Raw genomic sequence first — 16269 nt, 5'->3', positions numbered from 1 at the left:
ATCCCAACCCACGTGACCTTTGGTAGGGGTCACCACTAGGAGAGGAGGCGCCATGCCCACTATTACTCTTCCCGATGGCAGTCAACGTTCGTTCGACAGCGCCGTAACCGTAGCGGATGTAGCCGCTTCCATTGGCGCAGGCCTGGCCAAGGCCACCGTGGCCGGCAAGGTCAATGGCAAGCTGGTCGACGCGTGCGACCTGATCGAACAGGATGCCAGCCTGCAAATCATCACGCCCAAGGACGAAGAGGGGCTGGAGATCATCCGTCACTCCTGCGCTCACCTGGTCGGTCATGCGGTCAAGCAGCTGTACCCGACCGCCAAGATGGTGATCGGCCCGGTCATTGACGAAGGCTTCTATTACGACATCGCGTATGAGCGTCCTTTCACCCCGGAAGACCTGGCGGCGATCGAGCAGCGCATGCAGCAACTGATCGAGAAGGACTACGACGTCATCAAGAAGGTCACCCCGCGCGCCGAGGTGATCGAGCTGTTCAAGGCCCGTGGCGAAGACTACAAGCTGCGCCTGGTCGAAGACATGCCGAATGAACAGGCCATGGGCCTGTACTTCCATGAAGAATACGTCGACATGTGCCGTGGCCCGCACGTGCCCAACACGCGCTTCCTCAAGTCGTTCAAGCTGACCAAGCTGTCCGGTGCCTACTGGCGCGGCGACGCCAAGAACGAGCAACTTCAGCGTGTGTACGGCACCGCCTGGGCTGACAAGAAGCAGCTGGCCGCCTACATCCAGCGCATCGAAGAAGCCGAAAAGCGCGACCACCGCAAGATCGGCAAGCGCCTGAACCTCTTCCACCTCCAGGAAGAAGCGCCGGGCATGGTGTTCTGGCACCCCAACGGCTGGACCCTGTACCAGGTGCTCGAGCAGTACATGCGCAAGGTACAGCGTGACAACGGCTACCTCGAGATCAAGACCCCGCAAGTGGTCGACCGCTCGCTGTGGGAAAAATCCGGGCACTGGGCCAACTACGGTGACAACATGTTCACCACCCAGTCCGAGAACCGCGACTACGCCATCAAGCCGATGAACTGCCCGTGCCACGTGCAGGTGTTCAACCAGGGCCTGAAAAGCTACCGCGAGCTGCCGCTGCGCCTGGCAGAGTTCGGTGCCTGCCATCGCAACGAGCCGTCGGGTGCACTGCACGGCATCATGCGCGTGCGTGGCTTCGTACAGGACGACGCGCACATCTTCTGCACCGAAGAGCAGATGCAGTCCGAGTCGGCCGCGTTCATCAAGCTGACCCTGGACGTGTACAAGGACTTCGGCTTCAAGGACATCGAGCTCAAGCTCTCCACTCGTCCGGAAAAGCGCGTAGGTTCCGACGACCTGTGGGACCGTGCCGAAGGTGCACTGGCCGCAGCCCTCGACAGCGCCGGCCTGCCGTACGACCTGCAGCCGGGTGAAGGGGCGTTCTACGGTCCGAAAATCGAATTCTCGCTGAAGGATTGCCTTGGCCGCGTGTGGCAGTGTGGTACCCTGCAGCTCGACTTCAACCTGCCGATCCGTCTGGGCGCCGAATACGTGTCCGAAGACAACGGCCGCAAGCATCCTGTGATGCTGCACCGTGCAATCCTCGGTTCGTTCGAGCGTTTCGTCGGAATTCTCATCGAGCATTACGAAGGCGCATTCCCGGCTTGGCTCGCGCCAACGCAGGCGGTGATCATGAACATCACCGACAAACAAGCGGAATTCGCGCAAAAAGTCGAAAAAACTCTGGCCGAAAGCGGTTTCCGTGCCAAGTCCGACTTGAGAAATGAGAAAATCGGCTTTAAAATCCGCGAGCATACCTTGCTCAAGGTTCCCTATCTCCTGGTTATCGGGGATCGGGAAGTCGAAACGCAAACTGTCGCTGTGCGTACCCGCGAAGGTGCTGACCTGGGCTCCATGCCCGTCGCCCAATTTGCGGACCTGCTCGCGCAAGCGGTTTCCCGGCGTGGTCGCCAAGATTCGGAGTAATTACTATTAAGCGTGATATGAGACAAGATAAACGAGCTGCACCGAAGGCCCCGATCAACGAGAATATCTCGGCACGTGAGGTTCGGTTAATTGGCGCTGACGGCGAGCAGTTGGGCATCGTCTCGATTGAAGAAGCGCTTCGTATCGCTGAAGAAGCGAAACTGGACCTGGTAGAAATTTCTGCTGACGCCGTTCCGCCTGTCTGCAAAGTCCTCGACTACGGCAAAAGCCTGTTCGAGAAGAAAAAGCAGCAGGCTGCGGCGAAGAAGAACCAGAAGATCATCCAGATCAAAGAAATCAAGTTTCGTCCAGGGACGGAGGAAGGGGATTACCAGGTAAAACTACGCAACCTGGTACGTTTCCTTACTGATGGGGACAAAACCAAAATCTCTCTGAGATTCCGTGGTCGTGAGATGGCCCACCAGGAGCTGGGTATGGAACTGTTGAAGCGGATCGAAGCTGATCTCGTCGAATACGGAACCGTCGAACAGCATCCTAAGATGGAAGGACGCCAGCTTTTGATGGTCATCGCCCCCAAGAAAAAGAAATAACCACCAGGGCACGGCAGGCCTTGCGGTTATGTTTATCAACTGAATGCGGAGTATCCGAACATGCCAAAAATGAAAACCAAAAGCGGTGCAGCCAAGCGTTTCTTGAAAACGGCTAACGGCATCAAGCACAAACACGCTTTCAAGAGCCACATCCTGACCAAAATGTCGACCAAGCGTAAGCGTCAACTTCGTGGTAGCAGCTTGCTGCACGCGTCGGACGTTGCAAAAGTCGAGCGCATGCTGCGCCTTCGTTAATTTTTGGTTCTAGATAGAGGAAGTTACTCATGGCTCGTGTAAAGCGTGGCGTCATCGCTCGTAAGCGTCACAAGAAAATTCTGAAACTGGCTAAAGGTTACTACGGTGCACGCTCGCGCGTATTCCGTGTTGCCAAGCAAGCGGTCATCAAGGCAGGCCAATACGCCTACCGCGACCGTCGCCAGAAAAAGCGTCAGTTCCGCGCTCTGTGGATCGCTCGTATCAACGCTGGTGCTCGCGTCAACGGTCTGTCCTACAGCCGCCTGATCGCTGGCCTGAAAAAAGCGTCGATCGAAATCGACCGCAAAGTTCTGGCTGATCTGGCAGTGAACGAAAAAGCGGCGTTTGCTGCGATTGTCGAGAAGGCTAAAGCCGTTCTGGCTTAAGTACCCACGACAATCATTCGCCGTCGATGTCGGCGGCGGATGTTAAACGTCATAGATAGGGGAAGAGCCTGTAAGCTCTTCCCCTATTTTGTATCTGGAGTCTGTACATGGAAAACCTGGATGCGTTGGTCTCCCAAGCCCTCGAGGCTGTGGAGCGCGCTGAAGACATCAATGCCCTGGAGCAGATCCGGGTTCAATTCCTTGGCAAGAAAGGCGAACTGACTCAGGTGATGAAGACCCTGGGCAACCTGCCAGCTGAAGAGCGGCCCAAAGTCGGCGCGCTGATCAACGATGCCAAGGAACGCGTTACCGAGGTGCTCAACGCCCGCAAGGCTGCCTATGAAGAAGCCGAGCTCAGCGCTCGCCTGGCCGCCGAATGCATTGACGTCACCTTGCCTGGCCGTGGCCAGACCTCCGGTGGTTTGCACCCTGTCACCCGTACCCTCGAACGCATCGAGGAGTTTTTCACGCATATCGGCTACGGCATTGCCGAAGGCCCGGAAGTCGAAGACGACTACCACAACTTCGAAGCGCTCAACATTCCTGGCCACCACCCGGCCCGTGCAATGCATGACACCTTCTACTTCAATGCCAACATGCTGCTGCGCACCCACACCTCGCCGGTGCAAGTGCGGACCATGGAGTCCACCCAGCCGCCGATCCGCATTGTGTGCCCGGGCCGCGTCTACCGCTGCGACTCGGACATTACCCACTCGCCGATGTTTCACCAGGTCGAAGGCCTGCTGGTCGATCGCGACATCAATTTTGCCGACCTCAAAGGCACCATCGAAGAATTCCTGCGTGTGTTCTTCGAAAAAGAGCTGGCGGTACGTTTCCGCCCGTCGTTCTTCCCCTTCACCGAGCCTTCGGCTGAAGTCGATATCCAATGCGTGATGTGCAGCGGCAAAGGTTGCCGTGTGTGCAAGCAGACCGGCTGGCTGGAAGTCATGGGCTGCGGCATGGTGCACCCGAACGTGCTGCGCATGTCGGGCATCGACCCTGAAGAGTTCTCGGGCTTCGCATTTGGCATGGGGGCCGAGCGCCTGGCCATGCTGCGTTACGGCGTCAACGATTTGCGCCTGTTCTTCGACAACGACTTGCGGTTCCTTGCGCAATTTCGCTAGGTCGCGCACCCGTAACGAATCTTTAGGAGAGCAGGATGAAATTCAGTGAAAAGTGGCTGCGCGGTTGGGTCAACCCGCAGGTATCCCGTGACGAGCTGGTGGCGCGTCTGTCCATGGCCGGTCTTGAGGTCGACAGCGTAACCCCGGCCGCCGGTCAATTCAGCGGCATCATCGTGGGCGAGGTGCTGAGCACCGAGCAGCACCCCGACGCCGACAAACTGCGCGTGTGCCAGGTCAGCAACGGCAGCGAGACCTTCCAGGTAGTGTGCGGTGCGCCGAATGTGCGCCCTGGCCTGAAAATCCCGTTTGCCATGATCGGCGCCGAGCTGCCGGGCGACTTCAAGATCAAGAAGGCCAAGCTGCGTGGCGTGGAGTCCAACGGCATGCTGTGCTCGGCCGCTGAACTGCAGATCAGCGAAGAGAACGACGGCTTGCTGGAGCTGGCGGCAGACGCCCCGGTTGGCCAGGACATCCGCGTCTACCTGGACCTGGACGACGCCAGCATCGAGGTCGACCTGACCCCGAACCGCGGCGACTGCCTGTCCCTGGCTGGCCTGGCCCGTGAAGTCGGCGCCCTGTACGCCGCCCCGGTCACCCGCCCGATCGTGCCGGCCATTGCGCCCAGCATCGACGACGTGCGCCCGGTAGAAGTACTCGCGCCGGCGGCCTGCCCGCGTTACCTGGGCCGCGTTATCCGTAACGTCGACCTGTCGCGCCCGACCCCGCTGTGGATGGTCGAGCGCCTGCGCCGTGCCGACGTGCGCAGCATCGACGCTGCCGTCGACATCACCAACTACGTGATGATCGAACTGGGCCAGCCGCTGCACGCCTTCGACCTGGCTGAAATCAATGGCGGCATTCGTGTGCGCATGGCCGAGGAGGGCGAGAAGCTGGTCCTGCTCGACGGCCAGGAAGTCACCCTGCGTGCCGACACCCTGGTCATCGCCGACCATGATCGCGCCCTGGCCATTGCCGGCGTGATGGGTGGCGAGCACAGCGGCGTTGCGGCCACCACCAATGACATCTTCCTTGAAAGCGCCTTCTTCGAGCCGATCTCGGTAGCGGGCAAGGCCCGTTCCTACGGCCTGCACACCGATGCCTCGCACCGCTACGAGCGTGGCGTAGACTCGCAGCTGGCCCGCGAAGCCATGGAGCGCGCCACCGGCCTGCTGCTGGACATCGTTGGCGGCGAAGCTGGCCCGGTGATCGAAACCGTCAGCCCTGAGCACCTGCCCAACATCGCTCCGGTCACTCTGCGTGCCGAGCGCATCACCCAGATGCTGGGCATGGAAATGGACAACGCCCACGTCGAGCAACTGCTCAACGCCCTGGGCCTGAAAACCAGCGGTGAAGCCGGGCAGTGGCAGGTAGAAGTACCCAGCCACCGCTTCGACATCAGCCTGGAAGTCGACCTGATCGAAGAGCTGGCCCGCCTGTACGGCTACAATCGCCTGCCGGTACGTTACCCGCAAGCGCGCCTGGCCCCGCAGGCCAGGCCTGAAGCCCGTGGTGAGCTGCCGGCGCTGCGTCGCCTGCTGGTTGCGCGTGGCTACCAGGAAGCGATCACCTACAGCTTCATCGACCCTAAACTGTTCGAACTGTTCAGCCCGGGCGTAGAGCCGCTGCTGCTGGCCAACCCGATCTCCACCGACATGGCGGCCATGCGTGCCAGCCTGTGGCCGGGCCTGGTCAAGGCGCTGCAGCACAACCTCAACCGTCAGCAAGACCGCGTGCGCCTGTTCGAAAGCGGCCAGCGCTTCATTGGCCAGCTGGGTGACCTCAAGCAGCAGCCGATGCTGGCGGGCGTGATCTGCGGTAGCCGCCTGCCGGAAGGCTGGGCCAACGGCCGTGACACCATCGACTTCTTTGATGTGAAGGCCGATGTCGAAGCGGTACTGGGCTTCTCCGGCTCGCTCAACGACTTCACCTTCGTGCCAGGCAAGCACCCGGCGTTGCACCCGGGCCAGACCGCACGCATCGAGCGTGACGGCGTCGAAGTCGGCTACCTGGGCGCCTTGCACCCAGAGCTGGTCAAGACCCTGGGCCTGGACCGCACCGTTTACGTGTTCGAGCTGGTACTGGCCGACGTAGTGGAAGGGCGCCTGCCTAAATTCCACGAACTGTCCAAGTTCCCAGAAGTGCGTCGTGACCTGGCGTTGATCGCAGGGCGTGACGTGGCGGCCAGCGCGGTGCTGGACGTGATCCGTGAAAATGCGGGTGAGTGGCTGACAGACCTCAGGCTGTTTGATGTGTATCAGGGTAAAGGTATTGATCCTGATAGAAAAAGCCTGGCGGTCGGCTTGACCTGGCAGCATCCATCGCGCACTCTTAACGACGATGAGGTGAACGCCACCACGCAAAACATTCTCACCTCGCTTGAACAAAGGTTGAACACCACGTTAAGGAAATAGCGTATGGGTGCTCTGACGAAAGCTGAGATGGCCGAACGGCTGTATGAGGAGTTGGGCCTGAACAAGCGCGAGGCCAAGGAATTGGTCGAGCTGTTTTTTGAAGAGATCAGGCACGCTCTAGAAGACAACGAGCAGGTCAAATTGTCGGGTTTCGGCAACTTTGACTTGCGCGACAAGCGCCAGCGGCCGGGCCGCAACCCGAAAACGGGTGAAGAGATCCCGATCACGGCGCGTCGAGTCGTCACCTTTCGTCCAGGGCAGAAGTTGAAAGCCCGAGTTGAGGCCTATGCTGGAACCAAGTCATAACGACGAGCTTCCGCCGATTCCAGGCAAACGCTACTTCACCATTGGTGAGGTGAGCGAGCTTTGTGCGGTAAAACCGCACGTGCTCCGTTACTGGGAGCAGGAATTCCCCCAGCTTAACCCGGTGAAGCGCCGCGGTAACCGCCGGTATTATCAGCGCCAGGACGTGCTGATGATCCGGCAGATCCGGGCGCTGTTGTACGACCAGGGCTTCACCATCGGCGGTGCGCGGCTGCGCCTGTCGGGGGACGAAGCCAAGGATGACACGACCCAGTACAAGCAGATGATTCGGCAGATGATTGTCGAGTTGGAGGATGTGCTGGGGGTGTTGAAGAAGTGATTTTGGCCGTGTCAGGAATTTTGGAAAAAAAGCTTCCATAATTCAAAAGGTTAAGGTAAATTCTTCATCGTTCTCAGCAATCAGGGGAACATGCTTCAAGCCCAGTCGGGGCGTAGCGCAGCCCGGTAGCGCACTTGCATGGGGTGCAAGGGGTCGAGTGTTCGAATCACTCCGTCCCGACCATATATTTAGTGAATAAGGCCATTTCCGAAAGGGATGGCCTTTTTCATGTGCGTGACTTTTGCGTGTCTTCTTTGATCTTTTTCATCTCATCTTTCGGCTTCTACAGCCTATCAGCTTACGCTGGGGTGGAACTATTAAACCCGGAATTAGCTTAGGCTAAATCGACTTCGGTGTTTTTTTAGGTATGTGAGGTTCTGCTCACTTAATGTTTTGATTCCATCATACCGATTCAGACCAAAGGTCTCGCGCTCGCCCGCTGTGAGTTTCTCGCTGATAATTAACTTGCCATCGTGCTGAAAGGAAATAAGCCCGCAATCAAACAGTCGATCAATATGAGTTGCAAGCAGGAGGCCGTTTTCAGGGTCAAGTCTGGCGTCATTGTCCGCCAGGCTCCATGCCTCAATATGTGATGCCACCAGCAAATTGGGGTTCTGGACACCAGTTAAAGCGCATCTACCCTCCCAACGCTTTATTAGTTTAGAGCGGAAAACACCTTGTCCAACCCGTGCCTTGATGATTGCTTCCCGTGTCGTTGAGCTGATCCTTTCAGGTGATCCCGAATCAACGATTTTATCTTCATAGTTTGCAATGATATCTGCCTGTTCTAGTAAGAACAGAGCAGCGTCAGCTGGCAGTTTCGCCATGTATATCTGGTTAACGCCACCCGTTCTGTTGAACAGCGTTGGCCTGGTCCGACTGTCGAATCGTGCTTGGTACGCTGGCCCAATCTCTTCGTTCCGAATCGGTCGCTTCAGTTCTTCATAAAACACATCCACGCGAAAGCCTTCCTGCTCCCACTCTTTAAAAGAGCGACTCGGCGGCCTTTCGGAGACGTATGCGTCCTGCTGGGCCTGAGCTACGCCTCGCACGTAGTTATCGTGATAGCAAAAAATCAGGTCGCCAGACTTAACCTCGCCGACGTTGTCCCAGTGCTCCCTGCGCTGCAGTTTCCCGTTGACTGACCTTGACTTCAATGGGGCCCACAAAAACCCTTCCTTCTTTGCTTCCTTGTGGGTCGCACCCAGATTCACCCAGAAAAACTGCATCTCGCGTCCTTAGCATGGCGTATTGCCATTGACTCTAACGCATGATCTTACGCAGAGGAAGGAACGGTCCTACGTGCCAGTCCTAGAGTGCTCGGTCTGTAAACCTACGTAGCGCTGCCACCTACTTGATAGGTAGCAGTTTTTTGTTAGTCCCCGATCGGCTGATCTGTGCCAAATCATGTAACAGCAGGCCTTGGCGGGCTGTGGTTCGCAATGGTGAGCGTCTGGCCGCGATTTATCTGATTTCGCCCTCTGATACTCCTCCAGTCGATACTTCGTAAGAATGCGCGTACATTGCTTTTTCGACGATCTGACTAACGCAGGGAGCGAGCAGGTGCGCAAGCTTATAGCGACAATTGTGCTCAGTTTTTCCTACACCCTGTCCGCCCAAGCCGTGGATGGACGCGCCGTGGAACCCACGTTCTTCGGGGTCATCGTTTCGTCGTCGCTGGCTGTGACGCTATACCCCGTCACGGCGACCGAGGACAGCCAAATCAGCACCCGAAATAGCAGCAACAACAACGATCAAAAGATCATTGACGCTCGTAACGACGCCGCTGCCTTCGTGGCAAGCAATGGCGATATTCTGGGCGTAGAACTGCAGGCAGCATTGTCAGCACTACGAGCTACTCGCCCGGTCACTCCTGAGGACGATATGCAGTTGGCGATGGCGATTCTCGCTTATCAGCCAACTGACTAAATCTTTGCTCGCGAACGAGCCGTTCTGACGCGGATTTGCAATCCGTAACATCTAAACCTCAGATTTTCCCTATTCCCTGTAGTCCCTTTCCCAATCATACTCCCGCCGCACGCCAGCCATTGCGCCGGCTCTGTCAGCCGACTAGGCTCCCTCCGTCGTTGCCCATTCAACGACCGGTTTTGACAGACCGACGAGCATTGTTCTGCGTGTGTCGCTTTATGGCGGCTGTGCGTGGGGCACACTCGTGTGCGCCGGGTTCCAATGCTCTCGGTCTGTCAACCCGCGTACAGCTGCCACCTTTCTGATTGACAGCGGGTCTGTGGCGGCTCCACCAGTGTTGGAGATCGTCATGCTAAAAATCGTCCCAGACCCACCGCACCACGCCACCCACTCCCTCGAAGACATCCTCATCCAGCTCTCCGAATACCTGCTCTGCGCCCAGACCGTGTCGCAGCAGGCGGCCGCGCTCTATTCCCGAACACCCCAGCAGATGCTGAGCCTCACGGCCGTGCATGAGCTCGAGCACGCGCGCGGGTTGGTGGAAATGGTGTTGAGCCGGGTTCAGCGCACGCATTGATAGGGTGGGGGGCTTGGGGGATCTGCGACCGCGTTGCGGTCGTTCGCTGGCAAGCCAGCTCCCACAAGGTTATGCGGCGCTCTTGCGTGCCAGTGCAGCCTACAGGCAGCCCAGCCCCCACACCTCCTGAAATTGGCAAACGCCAGGAGAGTTTCGGATGAACAAGGATTCGATTGCACCTGCCACCAACACCACCAAAACCATCGGCGTCGGCACCTTCGGTGAAGGCGACACGGGCTCAAGCGCCGAACGCCTGTTCCGCGTGCAGCCCGGCCACTCTGCGGACTTCGCATTGGAACAAGCCGCCATGCTCATGAGCTGCGTGTACAAACTCACCCTGCAAGCCGGCATCCAGCAAGACGGTTCGCTGGTGTGGGCCGCGCATTACCTCAGCGGCATGTCCAAGGCCCTGGTCGAGGACGTGGCGCACGCCATGCTCACCGACTAGCAGCACGCTGCACGGCGCAGGGGAGGGCGGCGACTTGGTCGTTGCTCTCCACTGCGCGCAGGGGCCGCGACCGCTTCGCGCTCGTTCGCTGGCAAGCCAGCTCCCACAGGGTTTTGCGGCGTTCCTGGGGCCGGCACCCGTCTGCAACAGCGCCCTCAGGAAAAAAATGCAGGATGTTGTGCTCAGAATTCGCTTGAGCTACCAGGCCCTGCCGTCCAAGGTGCAACCCTGATAGCCATTGCCTAGAAAAAAGGCTGCAGCGCGTGGACGCAGGCACAAGACGTTGCCTGTGTTGGGGGACGACATTTTCCGAGTGCGGCGAGCCATCTCGCACACCGGCACCTTGTCGACTCCTCCCAATAATAAGAGAGGTCAAGCAAATGCAAACCAACAGTCTCAAGCAAAGCCTGAAACAACGTCACATCACCATGATCGCCCTGGGCGGGGTAATCGGTGCGGGGCTCTTCATGGGCTCCGGCTCACTGATCGCCTCGGCCGGGCCGGCCGCCATCCTGTCGTACTTCATCGGCGGCGTGGTGGTCACCCTGGTGATGTTCATGCTCGGCGAAATGGCCTGCCGCACGCCCGACGCGGGCTCGTTCTCGACCTACGCCAATATGTACCTGGGCGAATGGGCAGGCTTTACGGTCGGCTGGCTGTACTGGTTCAAGTCGATGATGACCATCACCCTCGAAGCGGTGCTGCTGGGCGCCATCCTGCATGACTTTCTGCCGTGGCTGCCCATCTGGGCCGGCGCGTTCCTCATGCTGGTGACGCTGATGGCGAGCAATGCCTACTCGGTCCGGTCGTTCGCCGAAGTGGAGTACTGGCTGGCTGCGATGAAGGTCGCGACCATCGTGATCTTCATGCTGCTGGGCCTCTCGATTCTGCTCGGCCTGCACAGCGACATACCGTCCCCGGGCCTGGTCAACCTGACCGCGCACGACGGCTTCATGCCCAATGGCCTGTCGCCGGTGATGGCGGGGGTGATCGTGGTTATCTTCTCGCTGGGCGGCAGCGAAATCGCCGCCGTGGCGGCCGGCGAGTCGGAGAACCCGCGCAAGAACGTGATCCGGGCAATCAAGAGCGTGATCCTGCGCGTGATGCTGTTCTACGTCGGCTCCGTGTCGATCCTGATCCTGTGCCTGCCCTGGACCGACAAGGCCAACCTGGCATCGCCGTATGTGTCGCTGTTTACCCTGGCCGGGTTCGGTGGCGCTGCGGTCGCGATGAAGATCGTGCTGTTCGTCTCGTTCATGTCGGTGATGAACTCGTTCATGTTCTCCAACTCGCGCATGCTGTTCTCGCTCAGCCAACGTGGGCACGCGCCCAAGCTGTTCTCGCGCACCACGCCCAAGGGTGTGCCGCTCAATGCGCTGCTGCTCAGCCTGTGCATCTGCCTGACCATTCTGACGGTGCACTTCGTGAGCGGCGGCGACCTGTTCATGACGCTGGCCAAAAGCAGCGGCACCTTCGTGATGATCGTGTGGATCTTCATCATCATTGCGCACCTGGCCATGCGCTGGAAAACCCGCCACGAACCGGTTGACCCCAAGGCGTTCCGCGCGTGGTTCTTCCCGTACGCCAATATCGTCGCGCTGCTGGCGCTGCTGGGCGTGATCGGCAGCCAGGCGTTCGACCCCGCGTCGCGCTTCCAGCTCTGGTTCATCAGCTCTACGGTCGTGCTGGTGGTTGGGGCCTATTTCGTGCGGCGCAATTGGCTGGCCGACAAAGCGGTTGGCTACGCGGGCAACTGACCGACCAGGCGTGTCATAGGGTGATGCTGGTGGCGGGATAGAACAGGATGTTCAGCACCAACAGCATCATCCACAAGCCGATTTCCAGGGTTTCGGTAATCGGCTGGATACCTTTGATCGCGCCGTATACATGCACCACGAACATCAAGGTAAACACCACGAACAGAATGTCGAACGCATAGCTGAAACTGGTGCCAGTGGTGGCCGAACGCAGCATGGCAATTTCAACCACCAGGATGAACGCCCCCAGGCAGCGGCCGAAGTAGATGGCCAGGTGCTGATGTTCGGGAATGGTCCAGCGCATGGCGCGGGCCCAGGTGAGCGGGGCGATGAAGATAGGCAAAGCGAAAAACAGCGTGGTGACGATCATCAGGGTGGTGATGTATTCGGTGCTGTACTGCGCATAGTAGCCAAGCATCGGCGAACTCCTTGTCCGAGTGGCGCTGTGCCGCGCCATTCATTTGTTATTGTTGTTATGGGTTGGGGCTTTGCTGCGGCAAGCATCGCGAGGGCGGCGCTTGCAGGTCAAGCGCGCCGGGGGTGTGGCAGTACCAAAGAAGGTCAGGCGGGGTGGGGGATTTACTACTTAAGAGGTGCGGCCGTTAAACTGTGCAGGCCATCTAGGGTTTTCGACCGCTACGCGCTCGTTCGCTGGCAAGCCAGCTCCCACGGCCTGCCGGCCAGAAGCGGATTTTTGCATGCATCGCTGACCAGCTTCTGCCCGTAGGGCGTGGGGGCTGGCTTGCCCGCGAACTGGCGCAAAGCGGCAGTAAAACCGGTGCACGCGGTGTGTCTGATGCACCGTGCATTCAGTCTTGCGACCGCTATGCGCTCGTTCGCTGGCAAGACCAGCTCCCACGGCCTGGCGGCCAGAAGCAGTTCGGTGCAGACGCCGAAGAGCCGCCTCTGGCCGAAGGCCGTAGGAGCATGCTTGCTCGCGATCTGGCGCGTAGCGGCAGTAAAACCGGTGCACGCGGTGTGCCTGGTGCACCGTGCATTCAGGGTCTGCGACCGCTTCGCGCTCGTTCGCGGGTCAAGCCCGCTCCCACGGCCTACCGGCCAGAAGCAGTTCGGTGCAGACGCCGAAGAGCCGCCTCTGGCCGAAGGCCGTGGGAGCATGCTTGCTCGCGATCTGGCGCGTAGCGGCAGTAAACCGGTGTACGCGGTGTGCCTGGTGCACCGTGCATTCAGGGTTTTCGACCGCTACGCGCTCGTTCGCTGGCAAGACCAGCTCCCACGGCCTACCGGCCAGAAGCAGTTCGGTGCAGACGCCGAAGAGCCGCCTCTGGCCGAAGGCCGTAGGAGCATGCTTGCTCGCGATCTGGCGCGCAGCGGCAGTAAAACCGGTGAATGCGGTGTGTCTGGTACACCGTGCATTCAGGGTTTGCGACCGCTTCGCGCTCGTTCGCGGGTCAAGCCCGCTCCCACGGCCTACCGGCCAGAAGCAGTTCGGTGCAGACGCCGAAGAGCCGCCTCTGGCCGAAGGCCGTGGGAGCATGCTTGCTCGCGATCTGGCGCGTAGCGGCAGTAAAACCGATGCGCGGTGTGTCTGATGCACCCTGCATTCAGGCCTTGCGACCGCTTCGCGCTCGTTCGCGGGTCAAGCCCGCTCCCACGGCCTACCGGCCAGAAGCAGTTCGGTGCAGACGCCGAAGAGCCGCCTCTGGCCGAAGGCCGTGGGAGCATGCTTGCTCGCGATCTGGCGCGTAGCGGCAGCAAAACCACTACACGCGGTGTTGCTGATACACCACCCCGTTCACCAGAACGAAGCAGGCGCTTGCAACGCGGTGCGGAACACCTCGATCGCTCGCTCCACATCCGCCGCCTCGGTATAGCGCCCCACACTCACTCGCACACTGCTCAACGCCTGCCCCGGCTCCAACCCCAACGCCAGCAGCACATGCGAAGGCGCATTGCTGGCCGAGTTGCACGCCGACGTCGACGACAACGCCAGGCTGCCCGCCAACTGCGCACTGTTGAACCCACTGCGGGTAATGCACAGGTTGAGGGTATGCGCGACGCGCTGCTGCGCACAGCCATTCAGCCGGACCCCCGGCAACGCCAGCAACCCCTCGCGCAAACGCTGGCTCAGCTGTTCGATGCGCCGGCTTTCCTCATCGCCATGCACCGCCGCCAACTCGAACGCCGCCCCCATGCCCACAATCTGATGCGTGGGCAACGTGCCCGAACGCAACCCACCTTCATGCCCGCCACCATGCATCTGCGCCTGCAGCATCGCGCGCGCGCGCGGGCCGACGTACAACGCACCGATCCCCTTGGGGCCATACACCTTGTGCGCCGAAAACGACATCAGGTCCACCGCAAGACTGCTCAGGTCGATCTCCAGCTTGCCCACCGCCTGCGCCGCATCCACATGCAGCAGCGCCCCCCGCGCACGCACCAGCTCGCCAATACGGGCAATGTCGGTCAGGGTGCCCAGCTCGTTGTTCACCCACATCAACGACACCAGCACGGTGTCTTCACGCATGGCCGCCTGCACCGCCTCGGGCTGGATCAACCCCTGTGCATCCGGCTTCAACCAGGTGACCTCAACCCCCAGGCGCTCCAGCTCACGCGCTGTGTCGATCACCGCTTTGTGCTCCAGGCAACTGGTCACCAGGTGCCGACGCCGGCCGTCACTACCCTGGGCGATGCCCTTGAGCGCCAGGTTGTTCGACTCGGTCGCGCCCGAGGTCCATACGATCGTGTCCACGCTGGCGCCAACCCGGCGCGCCACCTGGTGTCGCGCCTGGTCCACGGCCTGGCGCGCAGCCTGGCCGTAGCCATGCCCGCTGGACGCAGGGTTGCCGAAATTGCCCTGGCGCCCAAGGCACGCCAGCATGGCTTCAATGACTCGATCATCAACGGGCGTGGTGGCGGCGTAGTCGAGGTACAGCGGTTCGTTTGGCATGGTCGTGGTCTTTTTCTGTGCACGTGGAAGGCAAGGCCGGCAGCCGCTGTGCGGCGCTGCAGATAGGCTACTGAGGATCGAGGGAAAAATTTTTGACAATCGTTCGCTTATTTACATGCAGTTAGAAAATCTATTCGTCAATGAAGATCATTAATAGAAATAAAATTCACGCGCGCGCTTTTTAGTGAACAGTCCTGCGCCAGGCAGGTATAAATACCGGCTCCCCACACCATCACCAGGAGGTTCTGTGGACCTGCGTCAACTCGAAGCCTTTGCCGCCGTCATGTCCGCCGGCAGCGTCACCGGTGCCGGGCAGATGCTCGGCCGCTCGCAACCCACGATCACCCGCCTGATCCAGGAGCTGGAGCAGGAACTGGGGTTTGCCCTGTTCGAGCGCAGCGGGCCCAAGGTCACGCCGACGCACAAGGCCTTCATGATGACCGCCGAGGTGGAGAGCGCTCTGCAAGGCGTGCGACACGTGCGCCAGCGCGCCGTGAACATCGCCCGCGACGAGAACCTCAGCCTGCGCCTGGTCGCCACCCCGGCGCTGGCAGCGGGATTATTGCCGCCCGCCCTGGCACGCCTGCCGCAAGCGCTGCGTCCGCAGCAACTGCAGATCCAGAGCCTGACCCCCGAAGCCGCCGTGCAGGCGGTGCTGTCCAAGACCGTCGACCTGGGCGTGGTCAGCCTGCCGCTGGAACACCGTGGCCTGGACCTGCACTGGATCGGCGAAGCCCCCTGCGTGGCCGTGTTGCCCGCCGATGCAGCGCTGGCCAGCCACGCGGTGCTGGGCATGGAGCAGCTGGCCGGCGAAACCCTGATCAGCATCTCCAACCCGTACCGCTTCCGCCGCCGTATCGACAAGGCGTTCGAATCAGCAGGCCTGGCGCCGCAACACATCCTCGACACCAACACCTCGCTGATCGCCATGCAGATGGCGCGCGTGGGTCTGGGTGTGGCGCTGGTCGACCCGTTCACGGCATTCGGCGTGCCGTTGGAAGGCGTGGTGGTGCGCCCCATCGAATGCAGCATTCCGTTCTACTTCGGCCTGGTATCGGCCTACGCCAGCCCGCTGTCCGACGTGGCCAAGGCGCTGGTCGACGCGTTGCAGGACTCCTCACGCGACCTGCTGCCCGGCATGACCGTGCACCCTGCCAACCGCCACGACGCCTTGATGCAAGGCATCTACGCCAGCTGATCCCCGCCCCCCAGGCGTTGCACCTCAACGCCTTATATTCCCTAAACGAATATGCATAGCTTTTTTAAGCTGTTGCTGCGATAAAAAACGCCGCTTACTATTCA

16 protein-coding genes and 1 tRNA gene are annotated in these 16269 nt (G+C 60.1%); 14 read left to right on the top strand and 3 right to left on the bottom strand.

Translation table 11 applies throughout. The annotated features are described in order from the left end of the window. Positions 1–52: 52 nt before the first annotated feature. The 9 genes from thrS to KUO17_RS20165 all read left to right on the top strand — a co-directional run bounded on the left by thrS (position 53) and on the right by KUO17_RS20165 (position 7528). The gene (gene thrS / locus KUO17_RS20205) at positions 53–1975 is read left to right on the top strand and encodes a threonine--tRNA ligase (RefSeq protein ID WP_217977281.1); all 1923 of its coding nucleotides are present in this window, start codon (positions 53–55) and stop codon (positions 1973–1975) included. Then, positions 1975–2526 carry a translation initiation factor IF-3 gene (infC, locus tag KUO17_RS20200; protein WP_217977333.1) on the top strand — a complete coding sequence of 184 codons (552 nt, stop codon included), beginning with the start codon at positions 1975–1977 and terminating at the stop codon, positions 2524–2526. The genes thrS and infC overlap by 1 nt, the downstream gene beginning before the upstream one ends. Positions 2527–2586: 60 nt before the next feature. Continuing rightward, positions 2587–2781, top strand: coding sequence for a 50S ribosomal protein L35 (rpmI, locus tag KUO17_RS20195; RefSeq protein WP_027620572.1), 195 nt, complete (start codon positions 2587–2589; stop codon positions 2779–2781). Positions 2782–2810: 29 nt separating this feature from the next. Further along, positions 2811–3167, top strand: a complete 357-nt coding sequence (rplT, locus tag KUO17_RS20190) for a 50S ribosomal protein L20 (RefSeq protein WP_043860801.1) — start codon at positions 2811–2813, stop codon at positions 3165–3167. A 107-nt stretch (positions 3168–3274) separates the two neighbouring features. Continuing rightward, positions 3275–4291, top strand: coding sequence for a phenylalanine--tRNA ligase subunit alpha (gene pheS, locus KUO17_RS20185; RefSeq protein WP_217977280.1), 1017 nt, complete (start codon positions 3275–3277; stop codon positions 4289–4291). Between the two features lie 35 nt (positions 4292–4326). Further along, a complete protein-coding gene (gene pheT / locus KUO17_RS20180) occupies positions 4327–6702 on the top strand; it encodes a phenylalanine--tRNA ligase subunit beta (RefSeq protein WP_217977279.1) in 2376 nt (791 codons plus the stop codon). Between the two features lie 3 nt (positions 6703–6705). Further along, on the top strand, positions 6706–7008 hold the full coding sequence (ihfA, locus tag KUO17_RS20175) for an integration host factor subunit alpha (protein WP_002553164.1): 303 nt from the start codon (positions 6706–6708) through the stop codon (positions 7006–7008). After that, complete coding sequence (locus KUO17_RS20170; RefSeq protein WP_163947605.1) at positions 6989–7345, top strand: MerR family transcriptional regulator; 357 nt, start codon at positions 6989–6991, stop codon at positions 7343–7345. Before ihfA ends, KUO17_RS20170 begins: the two co-directional genes overlap by 20 nt. Positions 7346–7451: 106 nt before the next feature. Then, positions 7452–7528 (top strand) — tRNA-Pro (locus tag KUO17_RS20165). A 146-nt stretch (positions 7529–7674) separates the two neighbouring features. Here the strand turns inward: KUO17_RS20165 and KUO17_RS20160 are convergent. After that, positions 7675–8574: an HNH endonuclease gene (locus KUO17_RS20160; protein ID WP_217977278.1), complete on the bottom strand. Its 900-nt coding sequence runs from the start codon at positions 8572–8574 to the stop codon at positions 7675–7677. Between the two features lie 334 nt (positions 8575–8908). Between KUO17_RS20160 and KUO17_RS20155 the strand changes: the two genes are divergently transcribed. From KUO17_RS20155 to KUO17_RS20140, 4 genes are all read left to right on the top strand, one after another. Continuing rightward, a complete protein-coding gene (locus KUO17_RS20155) occupies positions 8909–9274 on the top strand; it encodes a DUF2388 domain-containing protein (RefSeq protein ID WP_217977277.1) in 366 nt (121 codons plus the stop codon). Between the two features lie 349 nt (positions 9275–9623). Then, positions 9624–9851, top strand: coding sequence for a hypothetical protein (locus tag KUO17_RS20150; protein WP_217977276.1), 228 nt, complete (start codon positions 9624–9626; stop codon positions 9849–9851). Between the two features lie 157 nt (positions 9852–10008). After that, positions 10009–10299, top strand: a complete 291-nt coding sequence (locus tag KUO17_RS20145) for a DUF3077 domain-containing protein (protein ID WP_217977275.1) — start codon at positions 10009–10011, stop codon at positions 10297–10299. Between the two features lie 380 nt (positions 10300–10679). Then, on the top strand, positions 10680–12056 hold the full coding sequence (locus tag KUO17_RS20140) for an amino acid permease (RefSeq protein WP_217977274.1): 1377 nt from the start codon (positions 10680–10682) through the stop codon (positions 12054–12056). A gap of 13 nt (positions 12057–12069) precedes the next feature. On the opposite strand, the gene KUO17_RS20135 is transcribed toward KUO17_RS20140, so the two are convergent. Together KUO17_RS20135 and KUO17_RS20130 are read right to left on the bottom strand one after the other, a co-directional pair. Beyond that, a complete protein-coding gene (locus KUO17_RS20135) occupies positions 12070–12474 on the bottom strand; it encodes a hypothetical protein (protein ID WP_217977273.1) in 405 nt (134 codons plus the stop codon). Between the two features lie 1338 nt (positions 12475–13812). After that, positions 13813–14967, bottom strand: coding sequence for a cysteine desulfurase family protein (locus KUO17_RS20130; protein ID WP_217977272.1), 1155 nt, complete (start codon positions 14965–14967; stop codon positions 13813–13815). Positions 14968–15214: 247 nt separating this feature from the next. Between KUO17_RS20130 and KUO17_RS20125 the strand changes: the two genes are divergently transcribed. After that, entirely contained in the window at positions 15215–16165 is a 951-nt protein-coding gene (locus tag KUO17_RS20125) for a LysR family transcriptional regulator (RefSeq protein WP_217977271.1), read from the top strand. Positions 16166–16269 lie beyond the last annotated feature (104 nt).

The sequence above is a fragment of the Pseudomonas aegrilactucae genome (assembly GCF_019168305.1).
Taxonomy (GTDB): domain Bacteria; phylum Pseudomonadota; class Gammaproteobacteria; order Pseudomonadales; family Pseudomonadaceae; genus Aquipseudomonas; species Aquipseudomonas aegrilactucae.
The sequence above is the reverse complement of the archived record's forward strand: the minus strand, read 5'-3'. Positions and strand labels throughout refer to the sequence as shown.